Below are 23,981 nucleotides of genomic sequence, written 5' to 3' on the forward strand. Positions count from 1 at the left end.
GCTATTTCAGCATCTCACTTCGGAGAAGTAGACACATGATATGGAAAATATGTTACGGAGCCACCTTTTATTTCCACAAGTGCAAAAATGTATATAACACCAGATTCTGCCACCACCGGAGGCTGAATTATATTATTAACTTTTCTAGCCCTAGTTGTTACACAACTCACATCTTCCCCAACCGTAAATCTTGCCTCATAGGTTTTATTGTCAACAAAATCCCACGCATAGGTTTCTAGGTGCTTCTTAAACTCGTCTTTCACCTCAAAAAAAACTGTATTGTATTGCTGATATCTTCCATTAGCATTTCTCATAATATGAATATTTATTGCCGTGGCGTCATCCGCCACTCCTTGCGCCGAATGGTTTTGCAAAAATCTATCATCATATTTTATTTTCACCATTCTTCCTTTTAGTATTTAAATAAACTCACGACTTCAGTTTTTGCTTACAAAACTATGAGCATCCAACACAAATAAATCAAATGACATTTCCTGTCATTTTGGGTGGCTACACAACCCCCTCCCCATCCCATTCGGGACAAAGCCGCGCCCAAGCAAACCGCGCTGAGTAAAGCGCAAGACCACCCTTTTTCGCTTGCCGTTGCTTGACAATATCTCATTTTGAGATACAGTAGACTCATGAAACTGATCAGCAACCGCGCCTTGCGCGACTTCGCCCAGGCTCACCCGGACGCGGAACAGCCGCTGCAAGGCTGGCGCCGCGTCATAGAAAAGAACGCGTTCGCCAACTATGCCGCAATGAAGCAAGCCTTCAACAGCATGGACAAGGTGGGGGAGCTGATGGTGTTCAATATCGGGGGCAACAAGTTCCGGCTGATCGCCTTTGTGCAGTTCCCTCGACAAGTAGTGTATGTGAAGGCCGTGCTGACGCATGGCCAGTATGACAAAGGAGACTGGAAATCATGAACGCCCGTATCGACGCCGCCAGCCTGCTGCCCGCCTGGCGGGCCTTCAGCCAGGCCACCGACATCCGCCCCATCCGCGATGCCGACCACTACGACCGCATGAGCGAGCTGCTGGACGCGCTGTGGGACAGCACCCAGGGCGATGATCAACACCCGCTGTGGGATTTGAGCGAGCTGGTCGGGGACTTGGTCCACGACTACGAAAACCGCAATCACCCGCTACCGGACGCCACCGGCCTGGATGCGCTGCGCCATCTGATGCAGGAACACGGCCTGCGCCAGAACGACCTGCCGGAGATTGGCAGCCAGGGTGTGGTGTCCGAAGTGATGGCCGGCAAGCGCGAGCTGAACCTGCGCCAGGTCAAGCAACTGGCGGCCCGCTTTGGCGTCAGCCCGGCGACCTTTATAGATTAATAGGCGCCATATGACAGAACCCCCGCTTCATGCGGGGATTTTTATTAGAGTGTCACGGCTTAGATAATTCAGCAGTACCCTGGCCAAACAACAGAACTTTTACCGGCTAAAGCAACCAGAAATTCTGAGGAGGTTTCTACGTGATAAAAAGAAAGCACCATTACATCTCAAGGGCTTATCTAAGAGCTTGGGCAGAGGATGATAAGCTATGGTGTAAAAGATTTAAAGGTGACGTTTTTGGGGCCAACATAATAAATATTGCACAGGAAAATGACTTTTACAAACTTCTTCAATTAAGTTCTGATGATATAAAATATTTAACACACATGATTCAATTCAATAAAAACAAATTGACACGAAAATCGAATATGGGGTGGTTAAACTCATTCAATACGATTATTAAAATAGCAATAGCATTAGAAAAAATTGGCAGCGAGGAGGCAAAAAAAGATGCCAGAAAAATCATTAACAACTGGGAAGAAGACGTTTACAGTGAACTTGAAAACGACTACCAGTTTGCGCTTAACAACATCAGGAATAAAAACCTAGCTCCATTTGCCCATGGAACAGGAATCAGATGGAAATTGATAGATTACATATTTAACGGGCATTTCAGAACAAAGAAAATGAGAGACAACATCACCAGCCAATTAAAAATCCCGAGCAACTTTGGCAACGTAAAAGTAGAAAACTGCTGGCCTATTTTAAGGCATGTATTTGCCACAAGCGCAACCAGTAGCTATCTACTAGACACCTCTTACAAATTTACATTTATAGAAACAATGCACAATGCAAAATTCATAACAAGTGACTGTCCATTTATAAACCTACAGGCCATCCAAAAAGACTGGAATCCACAAACCGGGGGAGCATCATACTTTCACCCCCTATCACCAACCCTTGCCATTCTGTTTTCTGTTTGTGAAACAGAAGGAGAAACAATATATTTAGACGAAAAAGAAGTTTCAACATACAACGAAATAATAAAAGATTACTCGCATGAACAGCTGTACTCAAACGAGCGTGAGCTATTAAAAATTTAACTCCAAAAATAGCATACAGCAAGGTCAAGTTTCATATTAATGAAGCCGAGTTGACTGACTTACGAAGTCTAGCAAATGTATTGAAATACCCTATTATTGAGCGATGGAAAGCCCAACACAAAAGTAAAGGGTGCTGTCGTGGTCCAACTGATAGTCATCACCATAACCGAGAAAACGACCGCTTAAACCTTAGCCTCCCCCTAGCCGCGCCACAGTAGCAGCCACCCCAGCACCATCACCCCCGGCCAGCCAGGTGAACCGCATCACCGCCCGGCCATAGCGGCGCGCATCGCGGGTAGTCCTGCCATGTGCCCGGCTTCCACGCGAGACCCGCAACATCAAGGCCGAAATGATCAAGCAGCTGGCGGTGGGTGGGGTGAAGTTGACGCACATGACTTCACCATACAGGGTCATCTCACGACCGGACGCCTCGTCCCCAAAGTTCTTAACATGCTGGAAGTTATGAAGCCGTAGAGGAGCCCGCCTCATCCGTAGCAAATGTATAACCAAGTGTGCTCGTCGAGCTCCTCCAATCATTTTTCACATAGACCAAAAAATGACAAGGAACTAAAATGGACGCTCTATTTACATAAGGAACTAGCGATGAACAGGGAAATAATCAGCTTTGCTGTTGGAGTAAGCCTAATGGGTGGTAAATTTGGTGCACTCCTCTTGAAATTCAGATTTAAAGATCAGAGCGAATTATTGACCGCCTGGGCAAAGCCACATATGACACGGCTAATGGAGGCCCTTGCTGAGTACCATGACTATATTCAACAAGTAAATGCTCCGTGCAATCCAGACTCCATAGAAAACACGATCAGATCAGAGTCACCGATTATCAGTCAAGATGAAATCACTAATTTGCCAGTATCCGCAATTATCAATCAGATTCATGGGCATGTCCGCGCAAATCACAATATGGAAATAACTATTGGACTAGGAAAATCGGATGACAAGGCAACATTAATACTTAGCCCCAATGAGTGCGAATGGCTGCTTGGATTTATTGCAAACACATTGAATAATTTCAACGAAGATGGTGATGTAATTATTCCAAGCGGGACACCGAATTAAGTTACCTGAGGTTTTCCTGCAAGTAAAAAGGCCTCTCAATTTGAGAGGCCTTTTTTGGAGGAGTATCCAGTTAAAGCTATAGATTGGAGTCACACAACATCACACGGAACAATTCATTTGGCATGAACGTCTTTTTTTTCTGCTTCCTGCTGAGCTTGCGATTTTTCTTTTGCCTCGGTAATTTTATCCATGTAATCCAAAAAATTCATTGTTGGCAACATCAAAGGCCCATACACTGCTCTCGCCGTAAATGAAAGCAAATACTCTCGAATAACAGTGTAAAGCATTGAGGCACCATTAACAATGAAGATCTTTTCCCAGTCGTCCTTCTTCATAAACGGAGGAGCTATTCTAAACTCGCCCTCTACTTCAACCGCCACATCGTAAGGAGCTTTATTTTCATTTTTATTCTCAAGAGCAATATAAAGTTTTAAGTGCACATAACTTTTACCATCTCGATTTTCTACACTACTCCAAGAAAGCTGCTCAGAAATTTCTACTCCAATTAGCGAGTCAGCATTACAAGAGTGCGATGACTCAACATCAGTTCTCGCCCGAACGTATCCTAAATTAAAATGATAGCGCTCAAGCTGCAATGGGCTTTGCTGCATTTTCTTCACCATCCTCAACAACAGAATCAGAGTTACAAACTCTAACTGCTAATCGAGTGCTCATAAATCCAAGAGAGCCATTACTCGGAGTAGTAATGAAATTTTTCATAACACTTCCACCCAAGATAGTAGGCTCAACCATAGGCATGCATCTCTGCTCAGCATCAACCAAGTTAACAACAAATTTTTTATCAAGAGCATGAGCAATATCTGCCAATTTCCTGATAGTCAAATTTGCTCCGCCATTCAGCATAGAACTTACACGAGGCTTTGTGACTCCAAGCTTTTCTGCAAGAGTTGTTTTGCTCATATTCTGCCTATTCATTTCCGCCCAAATCTCTTCGGTCACAGAAATAATAAGACTCTCTTGTCGTGCGAGGTTTTGAGCCTCAGGATCATTTGCAAACCACTCGTCAAGCAGTTCCATCTTCGACCCCTGTATAGTTACGTTTTTCAAGATTCATAATATCTTTATCAGCCTTGCTAAGTTTCTTTGTTTTCTTAGCGATAAAGTGGCTGATAACAATGTTCTTACGCTTCTCAGCGCAGAACCAGCTGTAAGCTCTTAGAGACATGCTGTTCGATTTGATCGCAAAGAAACCACCTCCCTCCTGATTGATCTGATCAGGAGCGTGCAGATCAACACCATCTGCAAACCTTCTCACTCTCTCCGTCCAATGAACCAGAGCCTTCTTGTGAGAGGGTGATTGATCTTTCAGTTGATCAAACGTTTCAACCGCACGATCAGTGAAGACAATGACATACCTACTGCCAGTGTAGAATACTTTCGCCACGATGTTAACTTATATGTTAACCCTAGTACAGAGTTTTGTCCGAGATGACACCTGTCACCAACAAGATCTGCAGTAGCACTGACCGCCAGACCCACCCAAACCGCATAAAGTGTACACCAACAGCCTTCGCCACCCAAAAGGAATTGACGTTCGCATACCCAAAGACAACATGAAGGGGCACTCATTGAAAAGGGGCCGAACAGGCTTGTAGCCATTACCTTCACCGCCCTCTGCTTACGAGCAGATCTAACGTAAAGTCCCCTACCCACCCCTCAACGGGGCGCATTGATGATTCAGCAAAAAATTCCCAGTCCTCTCCTGTGGCAACCACTTTCCGCCACGTTTGACCAATGAGAACAAGCTGGAGATCGGACATTGCCGCGTCACACTATCGCCTGGGGCGCTGGTGGTGAGCTGGTAAAAAACGTCCCCCACTTTCAAGCGGCCATTGCTGCTACACACCTCTTCCAGCGTCACCTTGCCAAAGCGATCCTGCTCGACCGTGATGCCCAGAGCGGCCAGCCGCTCGTCCAGACTATGACCGCTTCAGCATGATCGTGACCTGCTGTGCGTCTAACACTTTACTCGTCTGTGAGTCATCTGGTCTGACATTCGTACACAATAGCAATGCTGCTATGGCTTGTGCCACGATTAATAGCAAAGCAAATGCAAGCAGCGCTAGAAATATCATTGAACACCCCTGAAATACGAAAAAGCCCCGCATAGCGGGGCTTTTTTGCTTCACATGCTATTACTTTCTCAGAATCGTAAGCATCAGATTAGCCACTTGATGCAATGTCAAAAAAGTCATTGACGCAGAGAAAACCCAAAAAACACGCAAGCATAATTTAAAATCTTTTAAAAACAAAAAAGACACTAAACAGAACAATGAAAACAACAGTGAAGAGTAAAATGCCTGTCTCAGATACCGAATTAAATCCTCGACAAAACCACTACTCTTAATACTTGCCATAATAGAGTCATTTGGCAATGCCATCAAAATAGCAATAGCCGTTGCGATAAAACCAGCTGTAATTGCGCCAAAACTCAAAGATGCTGACAACAAATCTTTCACATCATCAGGGAAAGGTAAAGGATAACGCCAATACACAGCCGTCAAAACAAAGGAGAGCACGAACGGATAAAATCTCTCCCAAGCAAGTGACATGACTATCTCTCCATAAATCGCTGCCAACCGCGCATAGCACGAATCAGCACATTAAACCTAGATTCTCTAGTATAGCGTTTATCTTGCCCAAGTACTAGATCAGGCTCACCATATTCAGCAACAATTCTTTGGCTAACCAAATCTAAAACTTCAGCACTAGCATCTGCATCATTTCCAGCAAAAACCTGTAACTTCGGAATAGATTTGTTTTCATCATCTCTAATACCACGCATATAATTAATCGCATCTCTAACCGCGACCAAGCTCAACCCATCGCCACCACGAGGCATCCTTACAATAACTTCAATTGAGCCAGCATTAAATGTATTTTCTAACGCAATAACATCACGAAGAGCCAGCCCCGCAGCTCGATGCTCAGGAGACATCTTCCCAAAATTCATAGAAAAATGCAGCTTCCTGAAAAACTCCTTAGCGGCCAGCTTGCCTTCAACATCGGGATCAAAACAAATTGCAAACTGATAACCATTAAATACATTGAGATCAAATGTTGACAAATATTCGGCCATCGTTCCATGCCTCACTCCAATATGATTATATTGAACAGCAATATAACCTAGAGCAGGATTATACAAAGCAGCAGTTTCTTCTCCAAAACCTTCATCATCCTCCATATCAAACCCAACAATAGGAGAAGTAACACTTGCCTTTCCAGGGCCACTATTAAAGCGAATTTTTCCAAAATCCATCAACCAAGCACCATCTACTTCATCTGCAAACTCCAGTCTAATCAGCTGCTTTGAAACCTCTCTACTTCTATCTTCAAGCGGGACCGCATTTATCAACCTCAACTGATCGACTAAAGGTATAGAGCCAACTCCAGCTTGCACCTTATACAAATGAACCATCATCGATCCTGCCATATATTACCTCATATTATTTAAACAAAAACACAAATCAAATTTAAAAAATCACTACACATAAGACATACTTAATTATTCTAAACCGCACTCAAGATGTGCGCCTTCTAATCAGCAAACTCAGCATCATAGACCAACCACTTACCTGTCTATGCACAGAGTTTATCAAGTCGACCCACTGAGTCGCCATCCTGAGAGATGGCTTGAGGCTCTCGGCATTTCCACACATTGATCACATCTAACACCTTATTAGTAAGCGGTACCACAAACGATTCCAGGCATTGTCCATCCTGTGCTCGGGTACTCCACTTCAATCAAGACGACGTGTCCACCGGATCAACTTTCTCTGATTTAACTGGCGGCACCTTTTTTTCAGCACCCACTCGTTTTAAAATATTATGCAAACGTTCACCTAAACTTGGAACGACACCTACTGCATCCTTAAATTCCTGAGATTTAATGAGCTCCATAAGGGGAGTTCCATGGACATCCTTTTCGACCAACCTTAAAGGAATTTCATCAAGCCTATTTAAAGCGATTGAAAAAAGCTGAGCTCCCAGCATAGGGTCAAGAACATTAGCTTCGTGCTTATAGCCTTGGTACGCAGCCGCAAGCGATGCTTTATATGCATAGTCTTCAGCCAACCTAAATTTAAATGCAATCTGTTTGGTTGCTACAACCGCAAGCCAAATAGGCGCAGCTAACTGGGAAAAACTCAGGGTCGCACTAATGGCAACTCGCCTCCAAGTCGGATCAGACTCAATAAGAACCTTCATTTCAGGAAAACGATAAAACGTCACGTAACCAGCAACAAATAATGCAGCGGTTAGAATAATCGTCCACGCCCAAACAGAATAGCTCAGGCTTTTTGCACGCTTAGAAAAAGATGAGGCAAGACTCTGAGAGGTTGCTGCAACATATGCAGCATTTAAATTTTCCATCAAAATAGAAGCTTGAGACTCTTTCTCAGCAATGAGCAAAGAGCTTTTCTCTGCAGCGTGAACCGCGCTATCAATTTGTCCCTTCTTTGCCTCAACTTCATTTTTCGAAGATGCAATATCAGCAACAGCGGCCTCCAAATCGGACATTGTTGTAGGCAAATTTAACGCAGCATCATATGCAGAATTAATTTTCAGTACTTTATTCTTAATTTCATTTATCTCTCCAACGGCTTTATTTAAACGGTCCTGTGCACTCAGGACGTGGCGCCTTAGATTTGTAGGCAGCACCAAAACACCTTTCAATTGATCAGAATTAATTAGACTGGCAATTTGGTGTTCTGCGGCAAAAACAAAGCTCATAAGAGCGACGGAGGAATGTGGCGACGAAAAGAGATTCGGCACATGTGAGCTCAACAACACTTTGGCCTTTTCGGTTAAGTCATCAATATAATCCCTTTGAGAGTCAACATCCTCTACTGTAGAAAGATCAACGGACTCAAGCAAATCAATCAGAACATAAAAAGAATATGAAATATCACTGCGATCAATAGGTGGTGCATTATATCCATGCTGATCACTCACTTTATCATTAGGTAACTTATTAAGCGCCTCTCTAATATTTTTCAAAGTCGAAATCAAATCATTAACGTTCATCAAAACCTCACCCAAATCATGAAAACCCACTCTAGATAAAAACAAAAATATCAATTAGATAATTATTGATACTTTACCCCCTGCGCCCAATCGAATGGGTTGGCCACCTCGCCGGACTCCTCAGACGTCACATAACCCTGAACCCGGTCCAAGCGAAAGGTGCGCTTTGACTGCCGTGTCAGGCAGTGCCCCTGGAAATACTCTTCATCGACCACCCGCACCACAACGCGGCGTTCGGAGTACTCACCGCTGGCGTTGCGATAGGCGAAACGGATGGTGTCCAGCTGGTTTCCGGTGATGCGATGTCGGCTGGGGGTCTTGGAGCGGCGCTTGACCTTGGGCGGGCTGGTATCGGTTGGTGGTGTCAGGGCCGTCCAACCGCGCATATCGGCGATGCTTTTGCCATAGGCCACAGCCTCGGCCAGTTCCAGTACATCCATGCCTTCCATGACGGAGACTTCGCCATCGGCCAACACCTCTCGGATATAGTCGGCCATGAGTTTGACCGGGCCGCCCCTCGCCACCCAGGGGTGCAGATCCAACCAGCCCGCCAGCATGCGGACTTCCCCCTCCTCCATCACCCCGTCTTCCGCCATTTCGCGACACATCTCGCGCAGCTCTTCCAGCGCGCTATTCAAGCACACGTCGCCAGAAAATGAAGTGCTGACCGGTTTAGGCTGCCGGGGAGGCGCCTTGGCAGTCGGAGGGCTTGAGGTCTTCGGTTTCTTGGCCTCCATGAGGCTCCCGGCAGCGCCAAGAACGATCAGGAAGCCCGCGGCATTCCAGTACCAGGCATCGGCGGCAAACAGCATGGCTTGGAGGGTGCCGATAATGAAAGCGGTGATTCCCGCTAACCAATGCCTGGTCAACCCGCTGCGGCCTTTTGAGGCATGTTCTTTTGCTGCCGCATACCAAAAGGCAGCCATGCTAAAAATGGCGGAAAGGAAGAAGATAAGGGACATGAGAGCCTCAATGTCAAAGGTGCTATATGTCGCAATACATTGTCGCAACACTCATTACAACCCAAAAGCATAGCACGTTGACATGATGTAAATCACAAACACAACGCCCGGCACTAGGCCGGGCGTTGTGTTTTCGAGCTTGAGCCTACGCAACTCGGAAAGACTCTGGTGGATCTGCTGCATCACCCCTGCGCCCTGAGCTGCGTGCCGCGTTCTCCACAAGACGCCGGCCACATCATTAATTACCTGACCGACTTCTTGGGTTGGCTGAGTGTTCGGGGTCGGCTTCGCATGAGACATCCACAAGGTACAGGAAGACTGAAGTGGCACAGTTGCCTCGCGGCGAGAGTGGGGTCTGGGGCCGTGCTCAGGGGGCTCCTATCTGCCGACAGCCTACTAAGTTGCTTCCACATAGCCACCGTTCGTTGGGAAACGCATCAATCCGGTTCGTAATCTTCACTTGTTCTCTTGCCACCTGCATAATGGGATCGGCAGCAAGGAGGGTGGGCAGTTGTGTTTGTGAGATAAAGTGCTACGACGCTTTTGCCGTTTTTTGTTTATCCACAAAGGGCGAGAAAGACATTGACATTGCTGAGAACCGATGCCTGTATCACTCCACCTTGGCCAGTTCGCCTGACAAGGAGTTCCGCCATGCCCCAAAATATTCCATCATTTACGCGGTCCACTTTACGTTAACCTTGTAGAAATCACTTCCACTACAGCGAGCAGAGCGAGCAATGGTAACTCATCCTATACATGTCAAGCGCTCAAATTATCGAGGCGCTGACCCGAAAAAGCGCCAGAAAGCAGCAGAACAAAATCGTATTGCTGCCGAGTTGGAGTCTTACATCAATGAACTTCTTCGCAATCAATCAGAGCCGATTCAGGTCTATCTTTACTATCAAATCGCAGCCAAAACAGGCTACCCAGAAGCGACTGTCAGAGACCTGTGCTTCGTCATTGACGGAGGCCACAATGGTTTCACTGCTATCAAACCAGGGCTTACCTATGAGCAAGCTATGGAGCAAAACGGGGCTAGGTAGTTTTGTACAGATATCGTTTCAATACGATTCAAGTCAGCCTATCCTATCGTTGCAGGCGAAGGCCTACGGCCGCGCCTGAACTTTGAAGTTGGACCTCAGCGACCGAAGGAGCTTTAACTTGACTGCAATCTATCGTTGGAACGGTGAATACTTCGGTTTCGTAAAGCGAGGCCGACTGTTCAATGCAGTAGCAGACTATCTTGGCTGGATTACGGAAGACGGCCGCGTGTGGCGGGCAGACGGTTCATTTCTTGGCGAGACATATGAAGAAAACTACATTCTCCGAAAGGCAAACCGAAGCACTTCGTCTAAGCTAGTAGCTCGCATACCCCCAATAAAGCCGATTCAACCAATCCGAAAAATGAACCGTATCGCTCGCATCGGAAAGTTGGGGTGGGTCGATGCTCTGGACGAATTCCCTTCGCCGCCGTAGTAGCAGACCAAAGGGGAGGATACCGTGCAGTCGAGTGGAGCTGCGCAAAAAGCCGCGCGGGCCGCTCACTTCAACGTTAGACCTCAAGAGGATGTGTGAATCGCCCCGGCTTCTCAAGACACTCTTGAGCAGTGGTGGGCTGACTCATCAAAGTAAATGCTCCGCGTCATCATTTCATCATTAATATTTATCATTCATAAGGCAGTTCACCAAACAAACCAATCATCAAGTCACCGTCAAGAACCTCAAATGGCAACTCTAAGTAATAATCAGGATGCCTAGGTAAAGCTTTGCCATCTTTAGGGGAGTTCTTTGTATGGCCTTGGACAAGCTCACCATTCTCTTTTATGTAAGGCAATACAACGATACGGCCATGATTTTTTGAGACGATCTTCCCCTCTTTCCAAAGGGTTTCTCCTTCTTTACTGATGCCACCATTACCTAGAGTTTTGACCGTCCACCCAACATCTTTGCCTTGCTCATACCAGAACACAAAGCCACCAAAGACAATAACATGCAGACCTTTCGCCAATGCGTCATGAAGAATTCTTTGAACACTTGAAATTTTGAGCAGCTTATTTGCACGGGGTAAAAGCATATCACGGATCTTTGCTTTAGTTTCCCCCCAATGATCACTTCCTGACAGACCAAAGCCGCTTGCAACCCTTTCTCGGAAAGCATACTTGCCCGTTTTTCTATTAGTATTGATCACAGCCGACCAATCAAACTCACCTTTGCGTTCCAACGAAACACGGTGACTTGTAAGCTGAACGACATGAACGTTTGGCGATTCACTCAAACATTTGAATAGATCATCTCTATACTTTTCACCGTTTTTGGGGAGAACTAAACTGTCAATGCTTGGCCTTGGAAAAGCGGCACTACGCTTGATTGCCTCAGCTAGCATAAGCTGTTCCTCTTGTGCAAGCCGTTCCTTGGTAACAACCTCTTTCTCTGCTTTTAAAGAAAGAGAAAGCTTCTGCGCATCATCAAAATTTAAGACATTGACTCTTTCACGGATAGTCTTATTGAACTCGTTTGCAACCTTATTGGCCTCTTCGAATGAGGCATAGGCATCAGCATGAGCATGAGCATTACCTGTGCCCTTATCTATGCAATGACGATACCATTTTAATGTTCCATCAGGCGTTAATTTTAAAGCCCACATAATCCATATCCCACCATTCTCATACCAAGCGGAAGGATAGATGGCAATTGTTGGATATAAATACCCAGGCATTTGTGAAAACAGCATAATTCTCCCATTTCATGCGTCGACTCCAGCAAAAAGCCCCGCTATTGCGGGGCTATTGTTTTAGAGGATCGCGCAACGCTCCAAGGTGGGGTTGCCAATGATTCGGGTGCTACCCTGGCAGGACACCGTCACGGTCTGCCCTTTCTTCAGTGCTTTCGCCTTGGGGGCTTCCTCGTCACTCAGCTTTGCCATGACACGGTTGAAATCGTCCTTGGCGCGCAGCCAGACTATCGTGTTGTTGAAGGCGTCTTTGTCGATGGAGGCAATGCGGCCTTCCACCTCCAGCAGCTTGCCCTTGTACTCGTCATCCGCCGCGGCCTCGTTATCGTCGTAAGCTTGGAATAACTTCTTGGCGCTGACCTTGATCGCTGGCTCCTTGGCCGGCACGGCGGCGGGCACCTCCTGCTGCGCCGTCTGTTGGGCGCCGCTGGCGTCATGGCTGGCCGTGGCCGGCGCCTTGCCCTTGTTCTCTCCGAAGATAATGCCGATGGCGATCAAGGCCACCAGGGCAATCCCAATCCATTTCAGGGCTTTTTTCATAGCGTGCATCCTAAGCGATAGTTGTCATTATCAAATCAAACCTGCCAGACCTTTATCATATCATGTGGGCATAGTGTAAATCACATGCGCAACGCCCGGCACTGGGCCGGGCGTTGCTTTCATGGGCTTGGGTCCGCGCTACTCGGACAGGTTTTGATGGATCTGCTGCATCACCCCGAGGGCCAGGCGCTGGCCGCGCGGGTCCAGCTGCTGGAATAGATTTAGTAGGACATGGGCCTGCTGTGGGAGTGTGGACTCATTACGTTGCCCAGTAACGATATAAAGTATGTCAAACCCTATGGAATATAGTTTTGCCAACACTTCAGCGTTCGGCGGGCGATCTCCTTTTTCGTATCCAAGATATGAGCCATAGCTAATTTCAGCAGCTTTAGCCACATCATTCTGCAGCAACTCTAGCCTTGCTCGCTCTTCTCTTAGGCGCTTGCCGATGTCCAAAGGTGTTCCCCACAAGTGTACAAAGTGAATCACAACAAAAACATATTGCAGTCAATGCATTGTCAACTACAAAATATTGCAGTAGTATCCGCAGTAACTTACATTCTTTGTTGATGGTAACTCACATGCAAAACGCCGAACAGACAGCCCGCCCGCGCCGCGCTTACGGTCCGCGCGGCACCTCCAAGGTCAAGCCGGTGCAGATGCGCCTGCTGCAAGCTGAACGCAGCGAGTTCGATCAGGCCATCGCCGACACCGGTTACTCCGAAAGCAAGCTGGCCCGCGACATCTATCTGCTGGGCCTGGCCGCCTGGAAAGCCAGCCGCGCCGGCAATGCTTGAACTGTAGCCAAGCCGCCGCGGCCTGGAAACCACAAGACCTCTAGATTTTTGGTGAAACCCGATGGACAACTTCAGAAATTGCTACCAACAGATGTGCAAGGGCATGCCCGGCGGCTGGCCGGCGATGGCCGCCGCGCTGGGGATCACCAAGGACGCGCTGGAGAACCGGGTCTACGAACGCCGCGGCCAGGAAGTCAGCCTGCATGAAGCGATGCAGATGCAGGCCTTCCACGGCTCCACGCTGTTTGCCGAGGCGGTGGCGATGGACAGCGGCGGCGTGTTTGTGCGCATGCCGGACGTGGGCCCGGTGGACAACGAAGAAATCCAGAGTCTGTACATGGAGCTGGTGGAAGACGTGGCGCGGCTGGCGCGCGAGTGGCGCGAGGCCACCCGCGACGGCGAGGTGGACGGCCGCGAGCGCCGCCGCCTGGAGCGCATCCAGCACGATATCTGCGCCAAGACGGTGCAGATGAACGAGCTGACCTTTCAGTTGTTTTGCCGGAGCTGAGCATGGCTTACCCGTGCAAATACTGCGGCTTTGTCTCCTACGCGCGCACCAGCCGGATGCTGACGGAAACGGTGAGGGAAACCTACTACCAGTGCGGCGATTACGAGCACTGCGGCAAGCCGTTCAAAACCTATAGCGAGTCCTGCGCCATCGAGCATAAGCGCACACGCCTGGGCTTGAGAACGCCGATTGACGATAGGCAGCTGGAGCTGCCCGGCCTCGCCTGACGAGCTGATTTAACCCCGTTTCCCCCTTGCAAAAATCGCACCCGCGCGGCGCGAGGGGGCTTTTTACGCCCAAAAACTGGAGATCACCATGAAAAAGCTGCGTTATGTCCGCTTCCAAAACGGCACCGGCTGCTACACCGCGCCGCTGCGCCAGCCGGCCGGCAAGGGCCAGGCCATCGCCGCCGGCCTGGTGCTGGCGCTGTTGGTGGTGCTCCAGTTCACCCTGCCCGTCTGAGGAAGCCGTCATGTCCTACGCCGCATTCCAACAGGCCCGCCAGCGGCTGGCCGACCAAACGGAAGACCGCCGCGCGGTCCAGCATTTGCAGTCGGTGCGCGCCTTGCAGTCCAAGGTGCTGACGCTGGCGCAGCTGGAGGCCCTCGCCGATATGCAAGACGGGCTCAAGGTGATGGCCGGCGTGCGCGAGCAGATTGTCCGCATGGCGGCGCTGCATCGCCTGCCGCTGGCCGGCCTGGGCCTGGGCATGGCGGAGATGGGGCAGCTTTGGTATCAGCTGGAAACCTTGCTGGCGGAGAGCGAACACGCCGCGGCGCGGCTGGCCGCCGGTGCGGTAGACGTGGAAGCGCCGGCAGCGCGGCCGCACAGCCAGGACGCAGCGGCATGACGCCAAAGATGCCGGAACTCAGCCACCTGCCGGACAGCTGGGCGCTGGCCAAGATCGGCCACTTTCCGCGCCACTTGCAGCGCGCGGTGCGCGGCAACTGGCTGCGCCGCCGCAATCGCAATATCACCGGCCGCAAGGGCGTGCTGGACGATGGCCGCGAGGCGGAAGCGAACAATTACCTGCGCGAGCTGGTGGGCCGTTTCCCAGCCAAGGCGCTGGAGCTGGGCGCCAGCGAAAGCCAGCTGGTGGAGTACGCCAAGGCCAAGGCCAGCCAGGCCGAGGCGCTGCACCGCGACGGCGCCAGCATGAAGGACTTGGAACGCTTCTGCAGCGAGCACGGCATTGCGCTTCCGAACGCGGACACCGACGGCGGCATCAAGCTGCGCCTGGCCTGCTCGCTGTGGTGGCGCCGGAACCTGCGCAAGGTGAACGCGCGCAAGGCCGAGGCCTTGTCCATCGCGCTGGGCCTGGTGCACAAGCGCCACGCGCTGTACGCCAGCCACGACGCGGTGACACGTCGGCGCGAGCAGAAGCGCCGCAACCGCGCGCTGCTGGAAGCGCTGACCGCCATCAATGAGCTGGGCGAGGAGTTCAATCTGGCCGACGTGGCCGACGCCGGCATGAGCAATCCACGCATCCGCCGCGCCGAGCTGATGTGCCGCATCGCCGGTTTCGAGCATATCGCCATCGGCCTGGAGCTGGCAGGCGAGTTCATCACCCTGACCGCCCCTAGCCGTTTCCACCCGCGGGTGGCGGCCAGCGGCCAGCGCAATCCGCATTACGACGGCGTCAGCACGCCGACGGATACGCGGGATTACCTGGGCGGGGTGTGGTCACGCATTGGCGCCAGCCTGGCGCGCGCCGACATCAAGATTTTCGGCTTTCGGGTGGCGGAGCCCCACCACGACGGCACGCCGCACTATCACGGCCTGTTCTTCATGAAGCCGGAGCATGTGCGCGAGTTTCGCCGCATCGTTGCGCGCCATGCGGTGCGAGAAGACCGCAGCGAGTTGGGTCTGCGCTACGCGCTGACGAAGGCCGACGCCATGGCCATAGCGCGGAAGCAAAAGGCCGCCGGCGCCAAGGAACCGCTGGCCGCGCTGGCGGACGCCATCGGCTGGGAAAAAGCGTTCTGGGCCGGCAAGGCCACGCGCTGGGTGTGGAAGGCCATCAAGGCCCGCGTCGACTTCAAGCGCATCGACTGGAGCCGCGGCACGGCCGCCGGCTACATCGCCAAATACATTTCAAAAAACATCGACGGCGCCCGCCAGGATGGATTTTCCATCGGCCAGGACTATGAAGCCGTTGGCGGCCGGCCGGATGGCGACGACGGCGTGACGCTGGCCGAGGACTACGCCACCGATGCGGTGATCACCGCTCAGCGCGTGGACGCCTGGGCCAGTACCTGGGGCATTCGTCAATTCCAGCAGGTGGGCGTGTGGCGCGAGCTGCGCCGCATCGACTACGCCGACGCCGAGGATGTGCTGATGCGCGCCGCCGCCGCGGCGGACGCCGGAAATTGGGGCCGCTTCGTTGAGGTGATGGGCGGCCACGAAGCCAGCCGCAAGCACATGCCGCTGCGACTGGCCAAGGACAGCGCGGCGTCGACCAACCGTTACGGCGAGCCGGGGCAAAAGCGGCTGTTCGGGGTGGTGGAAGTGGACGGCGGGCAGCTGGCGGTCACTCGGATGCACACCTGGGAAATCAAGCGCGGGGTTGAGGTGTTAGGGCGCGAAAGCGCCCCTTGGACTCGTGTCAATAACTCTACGGAAACGAAATTCACCCCAATTCCGGCCCAGCCGGGCGATGCCCAGCGCATCGCGGCCGAGGCGGCGGAGATGGACATCTACATGAGCACGCGGCCGGAAGACGACGTCTTTCTGCCGAAGGCCGAAAACCGCGCCCGCCAGCAGCGAGGCCGCGCCGCTCAGCGGCAGTTCCAGCAGCAGATCAGCGATTTCATGAAGTTCGCCGACGGCTGGGTGCAGCAAGCCCAGCGCCAGGCTGAGCAGAAGCGCGCCGACACCGTGCTACGCCTGACCAGCCAGCGCCTGAGCAAGCGCTTCAAGCGCATGGCGCCGGCGGCCGGCCTGGAACACCTCAACGAAATCCGCATGGCCGCCCTGCTGCAAAGCCAGGACGCGCCACGGCCAGGCGCACGCTGGCGCGCCGAGGGCGGCAGCAGCAAGCCCATCGCCAGACAGCTGAACAACGCAATCGACCGCGCGCGGAAGTTCACCGCTCGGGTCCAGTGAGGAGGAAGGGAACATGCAGCTAGAAGTGTATGGGCCGGACAGGAATGTAATGGCGAACCTGCTGATCGAGGAAGCCAGAGACGTTGAGGGCCTTAGCAACGCCATGGCGCGTGTCGTGTGCCTGCAGCTTATAGATGGGCGTGGATACGGCGAAACACTGCAGCGGTTTCAGCAAGCGTATGCGGAGTCCCGCGCAAAGTGGGCTCGATGCAGGCAACTCTTGGGGATGAATCAGATATGAACGTGCAAACCAATCTCTACACCCGCCTGGTGCAAGCCGCAACCGGCAAATTCCGCGCCGAGCTGGACGCGGTCAACGGCCAGCTTCACAACATCGACCGCGCCGAGCGCATCGCCCGGCGCCTGCGCGACATCGAGCTGGACGCCTCTGCCGAGGCTGGCCCGGGCGCTGTCCCGTTCATCGTGCTGCGCCTGCCGATTGACCTGTTGCAGCTGCAAGGCAACGTCATCGCCCTGGTGCGCAACACCCTTGAGCGCCAGCTTGTGCAAAACGGCCGCGACAGCCAGGGCCGCAACTGCTTCCAGATCCTGGACAACGAGCGCGCCAGCCTGGAGCTGGTGGTGGAGCCCATCTAAACCCCGGCCGCAACCGCGGCCATAGGCGAGCGGCCAGCCCAATCAACTGGGATGCGCCGTTCTCTGATAAGCCGGCAAGGCCGCTCGCCTATGGCCGCCACAAGAATGAAGAAGGAAAAGATGATGAAAGAAACGCTGAATCTCGATGAAGCCGCCGGCCTGATGAACATCGGCACGGAGACGACCAGGGAACTGGCAGACAAGGGCGCGCTACCCGGCTGCAAAGTGGGTGTGGCCTGGGTATTTCTGCGCGACGATGTGTTGACCTACATTCGCGATGAAGTCCGCCGCCAGACCAATGAACGGCTGGCGCTGGCGGAAGCTTCCCGCGTCATGGGCGAGGGCTTCAAGCCGGCGCGGGTAAAGACGGCGGCGCGGGCGGCGGGGACGCGGGGGAAGCAAGTTCGCAAACCTCCGGATCTAGACATGCTGGAAACTGCAGCATGATTTTTTATTGATCAGCATTCCTAGGAAATTAGGCGAACAGCGTTGACTCTCTAGCACTGCTAGGTTCTCAGCAATACCGTAACCAATTAGAGTTCCACAATTAAAACTAAGTATTCACCCTAATTTCTTTAAGAAAAACACATGCTATAAAAAAAAGGACTTTATATTTAAACAGCACCAACCCAAAGGAGTCTTAAATGAAATCACATCTCACCATTATATTTTTATTAATCGCAACCATTTCAAACGCAGAAGAAGCAAAAAAAATTCAACCACCAATTTTACATGAATACTTCAACGTCTCTCCAAATGGCGATGCCACTCAATGCGGTAACATAGGCCATCACAGTGCAGCTCTTGGAGAGTGGCTCCCTCAAATTATTGTTGACACCGACAATAAAACAGGCGGATGCATGCAAAGCTTTTCTATCGAAGATCCTGATGAAATTCTTGGCGACATGCAGATAACATTGAGCTGGACTGCTGACAAAGGAGGTGACCCAAAGCAATGCGGAGGCCCAGATAGCACGATAATCCCTATAACTAAAAATGGACAAACTACAAGCCAGCCAATTTTCTTGGACATGGACAACAGACGAGGCGGGTGCAATCAAAAATTCGTAATTGAAAAAAATAAAAACTATGGCTTGGAGGTTTACATGGAACCCAACGGAGATGCTTCCCAATGCCATGGAGCAACCCTAGGATCTGTAGCAAAACTCAATTCCCCGATAACAATCGGGTTAGATACGGACAACAAAAATGGAGGCTGCATCGTAAAATATAGGCTTGTAAAACTATAAAAAGCAAATCCATTTAAAATCAAAAAAACCTAATTACATGCAACATAAAATCACGCATTTTTCACCACAACTGATTTGCTAACTCGCTCCCGCGTAGATTAGCGTAACGCGCTAACATGCGCGGATCTTTATGCCCAGTGATTTTCGCAATTTGCAGATCGGAGAGCTGGGTGCGTTCAAAGAAGCGGCTAGTTGCCTCGTGCCTCAAGTCATGGAACCCAAAGTCAGTACAGCCGGCCGCCTCAAAAATCCGCGCGTACTGCCGCGAGAGCAATGCGGTGGTCTGCTTTAATGCCATGGGGCTGTCGTTGCCATTCCACCATGGAAGCAGACGCCCACCGTCAAACTGCCAGCCTCCCATCCCACGTTCGCCAACGTCTACCTGCTGTCGGTATCGCGCCAGCGCCCCCAGCGCAATGGACGTCAAGGGCACCTGCCGCTTGTCTCCGTTTTTGGTCTTGTCCAAAAAGATAGTTCGGCGTTCGGTGTCGATCTGATCCAGCGTCAAGGTGTACATCTCGCGTAGGCGCATGCCGGTTTCAATCGCCAGTTCGAACAGCAGCTCAATCGCCCCTTGCCAGCGCAATGCAAGGGCGCGCTGGCGGCCTTCTGGCTTCTGGCCATCCATGATGCCACGCACGGCCTTTTCTTCGTCTGGCGCCAGCCTTCTGTCCCGCCATTCATCAATGGGAACCTGTACCGCCTTCCCCTCCTCCGCGGTCGCGCGCAGCACGGCGGCATCGGCGTCGTTGTAGGTGGCGTAGCGCTTGGGCAGCAGCCGCAGCGGGTTGGTGACAAATGTGCTGTTCGGTCGTCGGGTAAGGTGGTCAAAACAGCGGGCCAGCGATCCTACATAGTGACGAATGGTGGAAGGCGAGAGCTTTGCATCCTGCTTCATGCTGCGAACCCAGCTTTCCGCCCATGAGTAGTTGACCGTGCGCAGCTCAATTTCGCCCACCTTGCCGGTTAGCGTGGCCAGCACGGGCTTGTCGGACTCCGCAACGGCAACCTGCACCAGATAGTCGCGGATCGCATCGCGGATAGTCGCTATGTCCGGTTTCTCGTTGAGGAGCTCAGGCGGAACAATGCCGCGGTCCAGCAGTGCTTCCAGCCTGGCGCAGTAATTGTCGCCCTCCTCCTCTCGTTCGAAGGTGAGGGACACGGGGCGCGGCAGTACGCCTTTGCGGCGGACGATGAACTCCCAGGAACCACTGGGGCGCTGACGTTTTGTGGCCATGCAAACTCGCGTAGTCGGCAAAAACTATAGTCTACGCGTGGTTCGCCGCTCTGAGCGAGTGGTTAAGGGTCGAAAAGGACGGGTAAAAGCTAGGGTTTCGGTGGTTGACAGCTGGCGCCAGACAAAGCAAAAGCCCCGCAAGTCTTTGACTTACGGGGCTTTAACTGGAGGCGGGGGTCGGAATCGAACCGGCGTAGACGGATTTGCAATCCGCTGCATAACCACTTTGCTACCCCGCCGTTGCCGGCGAACCACCAGCCATGGCTGATGATTTTAATTTGGAGCGGGAAACGAGGCTCGAACTCGCGACCTCAACCTTGGCAAGGTTGCGCTCTACCAACTGAGCTATTCCCGCAGGGGTGATGCAACAACAAGCATGTGGGCGCTGGAGCGGGAAACGAGGCTCGAACTCGCGACCTCAACCTTGGCAAGGTTGCGCTCTACCAACTGAGCTATTCCCGCGTCGCACAATGCTATTGCAGAAGTTTTGGAGCGGGAAACGAGGCTCGAACTCGCGACCTCAACCTTGGCAAGGTTGCGCTCTACCAACTGAGCTATTCCCGCGTCGCATAACGCTATTGCAGAGAATTTGGAGCGGGAAACGAGGCTCGAACTCGCGACCTCAACCTTGGCAAGGTTGCGCTCTACCAACTGAGCTATTCCCGCATTCAAAACTGCTGCAATACTTCTGCTTTCTCTTCGCTGCTGCTGGAGCAGCGCTGAGAGATGCGAATTATAAGGATTTATCAGTCACTGTCAACACTTCAAACATCAATTTTTTTCCCGGAAAACTCCTTGGCGGCCATCCTCAGGTAATAAACCATTGACCACAAAGTCAAAATCACCGCCACCACCATGAAGGCATTGCCCAAAATTAATGTCGAAACCCCCGGCAGCAGCGGGCCGGCATACAGCAACAACAGAATCGCCACCATTTGCGCCGCGGTTTTCAACTTGCCGATATAGGCCACCGCCACGCTTTTACGGGTGCCCATCTCCGCCATCCATTCCCGCAGCGCGGAGATGGCGATCTCCCGGCCGATGATGATCATCGCCATCCAGCCCTCGGTGCGCCCCATCTGCACCAGCAGGATCAAGGCCGCGGCGACGATCAGCTTGTCCGCCACCGGATCCAGGAAAGCGCCGAAGGCCGAGGTCTGACCCAACTTGCGCGCCAGATAGCCGTCCAGCCAATCGGTGATGGCCGCCAAGGCGAAGATGGCGGCGCCTACCTGGTTGCGGCTTTCCAGCAGCAGCACGGAATCCGGCAAAAAGAAGACCGCTACGCAGATGGGGATCAGGGCAACCCTGAGCCAGGTTAGGAATATCGGCAAATTGAAGGGCATCGGTGTCAGTAATCTTATTGTTTGCGGCTCGGTCAAAAACTGCGCGTCCGCCCCAAGCCACAACGGGACGCACGGCAATGGTTACAGTGTATAAACGATGGCGCGCCGGCAATCAATGCAGCGCGTTGTAAATCTTCTCCGCCAGGGTGCGGCTGATGCCGTCCACCTGGGCCAGGTCGTCCATGCTGGCGGCGGTCACGCCGCGCAGGCCGCCGAAGCGCATCAGCAGCTGTTGCCGGCGCTTGGCGCCCACGCCCGGAATCTCCTCCAGCGTGGACGCGGTGCGCGCCTTGGCGCGCCGCGCGCGGTGGCCGGTGATGGCGAAGCGGTGGGCTTCGTCCCGCACAGTCTGGATCAGATGCAGCGCAGGATGGTCCTGCCGCAGCTGCAGGCTCTTGTCCAGATAAGGCAGGATCAAGGTCTCCAGGCCCGGCTTGCGCTCCTCGCCCTTGGCGATGCCGACGATGGGCAGGTTCAGGCCGATTTCGGCGAACACTTCCAAAGCCACGCCCACCTGCCCCTTGCCGCCGTCGATGAACACCGCGTCCGGCAATTTGCCGTCGCCCGCCGCCAGCTTGCCGTAGCGACGTGACAACACTTCGCGCATCGCCGCGTAATCGTCGCCGGGCTTGGCGGTTTCGATATTGTAGCGCCGGTATTCGCCGGGCTGCATCGCGCCCTTGTCGTAGATCACACAGGACGCCACCGTGGCCTCCCCCATGGTGTGACTGATGTCGAAGCACTCGAAGCGACCGGCGCCCTCCAGTTCCAGCACCTCGTTGAGCTGGGCCAGCCGCTGGTTTTGGGTGGCCTTGCTGCTAGCCCGCTGCATGATGGCCAGCGCGGCGTTCTTCTCCGCCATTTCCAGCCACACCCGCCGCTCGCCGATGGGATTGCTGGCGATGGCCAGCTTGCGCTCGGCCTGCCGCTCCAGATGCTGGCGCAGGGTCTCGGAAATCTCGCCGTTGATGATGATGGCCGGCGGCAGGGGCGCGCCCAGATAATGCTGGGCCAGGAAGGCTTCCAGGCTGTCCGCCAGTTCCCCCTCCTCCCCGCTGACCGGGAAAAAGCTCTTGTCTCCCAGATGCCGGCCGCCGCGTATCATCACCAGATTGACGCAAAGCATGCCCTCCTGCTGCACCGCGGCCACCACGTCGCAATCCTGCTGGCTGGAGTTGCTGGACACGAACTGCTTCTCTTGCACCCGCGCTAGCGCCTGGATCTGGTCGCGCAGTTCCGCCGCCTGTTCGAACTCCATCGCCTCGGCCGCCGTCATCATGCGCTGGGTCAGGCCGTCGATCAGCTCGCTCTGACGGCCTTGCAGGAAGGCCACCGCGCTGGCCACGTCGCGCGCGTAATCGTCCTTGGAGATATGGTCGACGCAGGGGCCGGAACAACGCTTGATCTGATACAGCAGACAAGGACGGGAGCGATTGGCGAACACCGCGTCCTCGCAAGTGCGCAGCCGGAACACCTTTTGCAGGATCTGGATGCTCTCGCGCACCGCGTAGCCGTTGGGATAGGGGCCGAAGTACTGGTGCGGCCGCTTGGGGTCGCCGCGGTAATAGGCCATTTGCGGGAAGGCGTGACCGCTCAGCATCAGATAGGGATAGGACTTGTCGTCGCGGAACAGGATGTTGTAACGCGGCGTCAGCGCCTTGATCAGATTGTTTTCCAGAATCAGCGCTTCCGCCTCGGAACGCGTGACCGTGGTCTCGATGCTGGCGATCTGGCGCACCATCAACTGGATGCGCGGCGACTGGTCGTTTTTCTGAAAGTAGGAACTGACCCGCCGTTTCAGGTCTATCGCTTTGCCGACATAAAGCACGCTGCCCGACGCGTCGAGCATTCGATACACGCCGGGCAGATTGGGCAGGGAAGCCAGTACCGCCTTGTAGTCAAAAACCGGTTTCGTCACTTATTTTCCGCACCAGGTTTGCACATTGGCCTGCGCCTGGGTAATCAGCTCGTTGCGCTGGGCGTCGGTGGCCAGCGCATTGGAACCCGGCATGCGGATGCGGCTATTGGTCTGCACCGAGGCCAGCTGATTGCGCGCGTTCTGGCAATTCTGCTCGCGGATCTTGGCGTTGGCCTCCACGATCTTGGCGTTTTCCGCCGCGATCTTGGCGTTTTCCCCGCCGGCGTCCTTGCCCGACGCTTTCTTGCTTTCCTTGGCCGGAGCCGATGCCGGCGCCGGCGCGCGCGTATTCATGCGGCGGGCGTTGACGCTGGCCGGCGGCTGGTCCGAATACACGGTTTTTCCGGCCTCGTCCTTCCATACATAGACTTCCGCGCTGGCGGCGGAGGAGCCCAGCAAAGCCAGCAAAAAGGTCCATACTAAGGTTGACTTCATCATCGACTCCCTGACCCGAATGCGCTGCAGATACTCAAATTGTAAGG

At 52.9% G+C, this 23,981-nt stretch carries 30 protein-coding genes and 5 tRNA genes; 15 read left to right on the forward strand and 20 right to left on the reverse strand.

Translation table 11 applies throughout. The features are described from left to right. Nucleotides 1-14: 14 nt before the first annotated feature. Entirely contained in the window at nucleotides 15-404 is a 390-nt protein-coding gene (locus JC616_RS17515) for a hypothetical protein (RefSeq protein WP_227104516.1), read from the reverse strand. A gap of 237 nt (nucleotides 405-641) precedes the next feature. Here JC616_RS17515 and JC616_RS17520 point away from each other — a divergent pair, with 237 nt between their 5' ends. The 4 genes from JC616_RS17520 to JC616_RS17535 all read left to right on the forward strand — a co-directional run bounded on the left by JC616_RS17520 (nucleotide 642) and on the right by JC616_RS17535 (nucleotide 3,462). Continuing rightward, a complete protein-coding gene (locus JC616_RS17520; RefSeq protein WP_227104517.1) occupies nucleotides 642-929 on the forward strand; it encodes a type II toxin-antitoxin system HigB family toxin in 288 nt (95 codons plus the stop codon). Next, on the forward strand, nucleotides 926-1,342 hold the full coding sequence (locus JC616_RS17525; protein WP_227104518.1) for a helix-turn-helix domain-containing protein: 417 nt from the start codon (nucleotides 926-928) through the stop codon (nucleotides 1,340-1,342). The genes JC616_RS17520 and JC616_RS17525 overlap by 4 nt, the downstream gene beginning before the upstream one ends. 140 nt (nucleotides 1,343-1,482) lie before the next feature. Beyond that, nucleotides 1,483-2,385, forward strand: coding sequence for a DUF4238 domain-containing protein (locus tag JC616_RS17530; RefSeq protein WP_227104519.1), 903 nt, complete (start codon nucleotides 1,483-1,485; stop codon nucleotides 2,383-2,385). A gap of 603 nt (nucleotides 2,386-2,988) precedes the next feature. After that, on the forward strand, nucleotides 2,989-3,462 hold the full coding sequence (locus JC616_RS17535; protein ID WP_227104521.1) for a hypothetical protein: 474 nt from the start codon (nucleotides 2,989-2,991) through the stop codon (nucleotides 3,460-3,462). 113 nt (nucleotides 3,463-3,575) lie between these two features. On the opposite strand, the gene JC616_RS17540 is transcribed toward JC616_RS17535, so the two are convergent. The 7 genes from JC616_RS17540 to JC616_RS17570 all read right to left on the reverse strand — a co-directional run bounded on the left by JC616_RS17540 (nucleotide 3,576) and on the right by JC616_RS17570 (nucleotide 9,470). Further along, complete coding sequence (locus tag JC616_RS17540; protein WP_227104523.1) at nucleotides 3,576-4,073, reverse strand: protein-export chaperone SecB; 498 nt, start codon at nucleotides 4,071-4,073, stop codon at nucleotides 3,576-3,578. After that, nucleotides 4,048-4,500 (reverse strand): helix-turn-helix domain-containing protein, encoded by a 453-nt coding sequence (locus JC616_RS17545; RefSeq protein WP_227104525.1) that lies wholly within the window; start codon nucleotides 4,498-4,500, stop codon nucleotides 4,048-4,050. The genes JC616_RS17540 and JC616_RS17545 overlap by 26 nt, the downstream gene beginning before the upstream one ends. Continuing rightward, the gene (locus JC616_RS17550; protein WP_227104527.1) at nucleotides 4,487-4,867 is read right to left on the reverse strand and encodes a hypothetical protein; all 381 of its coding nucleotides are present in this window, start codon (nucleotides 4,865-4,867) and stop codon (nucleotides 4,487-4,489) included. The genes JC616_RS17545 and JC616_RS17550 overlap by 14 nt, the downstream gene beginning before the upstream one ends. Before the next feature lie 751 nt (nucleotides 4,868-5,618). After that, nucleotides 5,619-6,035: a hypothetical protein gene (locus JC616_RS17555; protein ID WP_227104528.1), complete on the reverse strand. Its 417-nt coding sequence runs from the start codon at nucleotides 6,033-6,035 to the stop codon at nucleotides 5,619-5,621. A 2-nt stretch (nucleotides 6,036-6,037) separates the two neighbouring features. Further along, nucleotides 6,038-6,916 carry a DUF6731 family protein gene (locus JC616_RS17560; protein ID WP_227104530.1) on the reverse strand — a complete coding sequence of 293 codons (879 nt, stop codon included), beginning with the start codon at nucleotides 6,914-6,916 and terminating at the stop codon, nucleotides 6,038-6,040. Nucleotides 6,917-7,227: 311 nt separating this feature from the next. Beyond that, the gene (locus JC616_RS17565) at nucleotides 7,228-8,508 is read right to left on the reverse strand and encodes a hypothetical protein (protein WP_227104532.1); all 1,281 of its coding nucleotides are present in this window, start codon (nucleotides 8,506-8,508) and stop codon (nucleotides 7,228-7,230) included. Nucleotides 8,509-8,570: 62 nt separating this feature from the next. Further along, a complete protein-coding gene (locus JC616_RS17570) occupies nucleotides 8,571-9,470 on the reverse strand; it encodes a WYL domain-containing protein (protein ID WP_227104533.1) in 900 nt (299 codons plus the stop codon). Between the two features lie 737 nt (nucleotides 9,471-10,207). Between JC616_RS17570 and JC616_RS17575 the strand changes: the two genes are divergently transcribed. Continuing rightward, nucleotides 10,208-10,513, forward strand: coding sequence for a hypothetical protein (locus JC616_RS17575; RefSeq protein ID WP_227104534.1), 306 nt, complete (start codon nucleotides 10,208-10,210; stop codon nucleotides 10,511-10,513). A gap of 118 nt (nucleotides 10,514-10,631) precedes the next feature. After that, the gene (locus JC616_RS24615; protein WP_404990254.1) at nucleotides 10,632-10,946 is read left to right on the forward strand and encodes a 4-fold beta flower protein; all 315 of its coding nucleotides are present in this window, start codon (nucleotides 10,632-10,634) and stop codon (nucleotides 10,944-10,946) included. 190 nt (nucleotides 10,947-11,136) lie between these two features. Here the strand turns inward: JC616_RS24615 and JC616_RS17580 are convergent, their stop codons facing one another. The 3 genes from JC616_RS17580 to JC616_RS17590 form a co-directional block, all read right to left on the reverse strand. Then, the gene (locus JC616_RS17580) at nucleotides 11,137-12,201 is read right to left on the reverse strand and encodes a hypothetical protein (RefSeq protein ID WP_227104535.1); all 1,065 of its coding nucleotides are present in this window, start codon (nucleotides 12,199-12,201) and stop codon (nucleotides 11,137-11,139) included. A 60-nt stretch (nucleotides 12,202-12,261) separates the two neighbouring features. Further along, nucleotides 12,262-12,741, reverse strand: a complete 480-nt coding sequence (locus JC616_RS17585; protein ID WP_227104536.1) for an OB-fold putative lipoprotein — start codon at nucleotides 12,739-12,741, stop codon at nucleotides 12,262-12,264. Between the two features lie 138 nt (nucleotides 12,742-12,879). Continuing rightward, nucleotides 12,880-13,197, reverse strand: coding sequence for a helix-turn-helix domain-containing protein (locus JC616_RS17590; RefSeq protein WP_227104537.1), 318 nt, complete (start codon nucleotides 13,195-13,197; stop codon nucleotides 12,880-12,882). Between the two features lie 125 nt (nucleotides 13,198-13,322). On the opposite strand from JC616_RS17590, the gene JC616_RS17595 reads away from it, so the two are divergent. The 9 genes from JC616_RS17595 to JC616_RS17635 all read left to right on the forward strand — a co-directional run bounded on the left by JC616_RS17595 (nucleotide 13,323) and on the right by JC616_RS17635 (nucleotide 18,998). Then, nucleotides 13,323-13,538 carry a hypothetical protein gene (locus JC616_RS17595; RefSeq protein WP_227104538.1) on the forward strand — a complete coding sequence of 72 codons (216 nt, stop codon included), beginning with the start codon at nucleotides 13,323-13,325 and terminating at the stop codon, nucleotides 13,536-13,538. A 61-nt stretch (nucleotides 13,539-13,599) separates the two neighbouring features. Then, a complete protein-coding gene (locus JC616_RS17600; protein ID WP_227104540.1) occupies nucleotides 13,600-14,046 on the forward strand; it encodes a YmfL family putative regulatory protein in 447 nt (148 codons plus the stop codon). A 2-nt stretch (nucleotides 14,047-14,048) separates the two neighbouring features. After that, nucleotides 14,049-14,273: an ogr/Delta-like zinc finger family protein gene (locus JC616_RS17605; RefSeq protein WP_019102738.1), complete on the forward strand. Its 225-nt coding sequence runs from the start codon at nucleotides 14,049-14,051 to the stop codon at nucleotides 14,271-14,273. Between the two features lie 88 nt (nucleotides 14,274-14,361). After that, nucleotides 14,362-14,508, forward strand: a complete 147-nt coding sequence (locus JC616_RS17610) for a hypothetical protein (protein WP_227104542.1) — start codon at nucleotides 14,362-14,364, stop codon at nucleotides 14,506-14,508. Nucleotides 14,509-14,518: 10 nt separating this feature from the next. After that, nucleotides 14,519-14,896, forward strand: a complete 378-nt coding sequence (locus JC616_RS17615; protein ID WP_227104544.1) for a hypothetical protein — start codon at nucleotides 14,519-14,521, stop codon at nucleotides 14,894-14,896. Continuing rightward, a complete protein-coding gene (locus JC616_RS17620; RefSeq protein ID WP_227104546.1) occupies nucleotides 14,893-17,151 on the forward strand; it encodes a replication endonuclease in 2,259 nt (752 codons plus the stop codon). Before JC616_RS17615 ends, JC616_RS17620 begins: the two co-directional genes overlap by 4 nt. Nucleotides 17,152-17,388: 237 nt before the next feature. Further along, nucleotides 17,389-17,748: a hypothetical protein gene (locus JC616_RS17625; protein ID WP_227104548.1), complete on the forward strand. Its 360-nt coding sequence runs from the start codon at nucleotides 17,389-17,391 to the stop codon at nucleotides 17,746-17,748. Nucleotides 17,749-17,853: 105 nt separating this feature from the next. Continuing rightward, nucleotides 17,854-18,195: a helix-turn-helix domain-containing protein gene (locus tag JC616_RS17630; RefSeq protein ID WP_227104550.1), complete on the forward strand. Its 342-nt coding sequence runs from the start codon at nucleotides 17,854-17,856 to the stop codon at nucleotides 18,193-18,195. A gap of 197 nt (nucleotides 18,196-18,392) precedes the next feature. Further along, the gene (locus tag JC616_RS17635; protein ID WP_227104552.1) at nucleotides 18,393-18,998 is read left to right on the forward strand and encodes a hypothetical protein; all 606 of its coding nucleotides are present in this window, start codon (nucleotides 18,393-18,395) and stop codon (nucleotides 18,996-18,998) included. 61 nt (nucleotides 18,999-19,059) lie between these two features. Here JC616_RS17635 and JC616_RS17640 read toward each other — a convergent pair whose 3' ends face one another. From JC616_RS17640 to JC616_RS17680, 9 genes are all read right to left on the reverse strand, one after another. Further along, entirely contained in the window at nucleotides 19,060-20,235 is a 1,176-nt protein-coding gene (locus tag JC616_RS17640; protein WP_227104554.1) for a site-specific integrase, read from the reverse strand. Nucleotides 20,236-20,400: 165 nt separating this feature from the next. Beyond that, nucleotides 20,401-20,474: transfer RNA gene (locus tag JC616_RS17645), tRNA-Cys, on the reverse strand. Between the two features lie 40 nt (nucleotides 20,475-20,514). Next, nucleotides 20,515-20,590, reverse strand: a tRNA-Gly gene (locus JC616_RS17650). A 31-nt stretch (nucleotides 20,591-20,621) separates the two neighbouring features. Then, a tRNA-Gly gene (locus tag JC616_RS17655) sits at nucleotides 20,622-20,697 on the reverse strand. A gap of 26 nt (nucleotides 20,698-20,723) precedes the next feature. After that, nucleotides 20,724-20,799: transfer RNA gene (locus JC616_RS17660), tRNA-Gly, on the reverse strand. 26 nt (nucleotides 20,800-20,825) lie between these two features. Next, a tRNA-Gly gene (locus tag JC616_RS17665) sits at nucleotides 20,826-20,901 on the reverse strand. A 98-nt stretch (nucleotides 20,902-20,999) separates the two neighbouring features. Beyond that, nucleotides 21,000-21,581 carry a CDP-diacylglycerol--glycerol-3-phosphate 3-phosphatidyltransferase gene (gene pgsA, locus JC616_RS17670; RefSeq protein WP_107798479.1) on the reverse strand — a complete coding sequence of 194 codons (582 nt, stop codon included), beginning with the start codon at nucleotides 21,579-21,581 and terminating at the stop codon, nucleotides 21,000-21,002. Nucleotides 21,582-21,693: 112 nt separating this feature from the next. Next, the gene (gene uvrC, locus JC616_RS17675) at nucleotides 21,694-23,499 is read right to left on the reverse strand and encodes an excinuclease ABC subunit UvrC (RefSeq protein WP_107798478.1); all 1,806 of its coding nucleotides are present in this window, start codon (nucleotides 23,497-23,499) and stop codon (nucleotides 21,694-21,696) included. Then, nucleotides 23,500-23,934, reverse strand: coding sequence for a DUF4124 domain-containing protein (locus tag JC616_RS17680; RefSeq protein ID WP_158274239.1), 435 nt, complete (start codon nucleotides 23,932-23,934; stop codon nucleotides 23,500-23,502). It abuts the gene before it with no gap. Between the last annotated feature and the right edge of the window lie 47 nt (nucleotides 23,935-23,981).

The sequence above is a fragment of the Chromobacterium rhizoryzae genome (assembly GCF_020544465.1).
Taxonomy (GTDB): Bacteria; Pseudomonadota; Gammaproteobacteria; order Burkholderiales; family Chromobacteriaceae; genus Chromobacterium.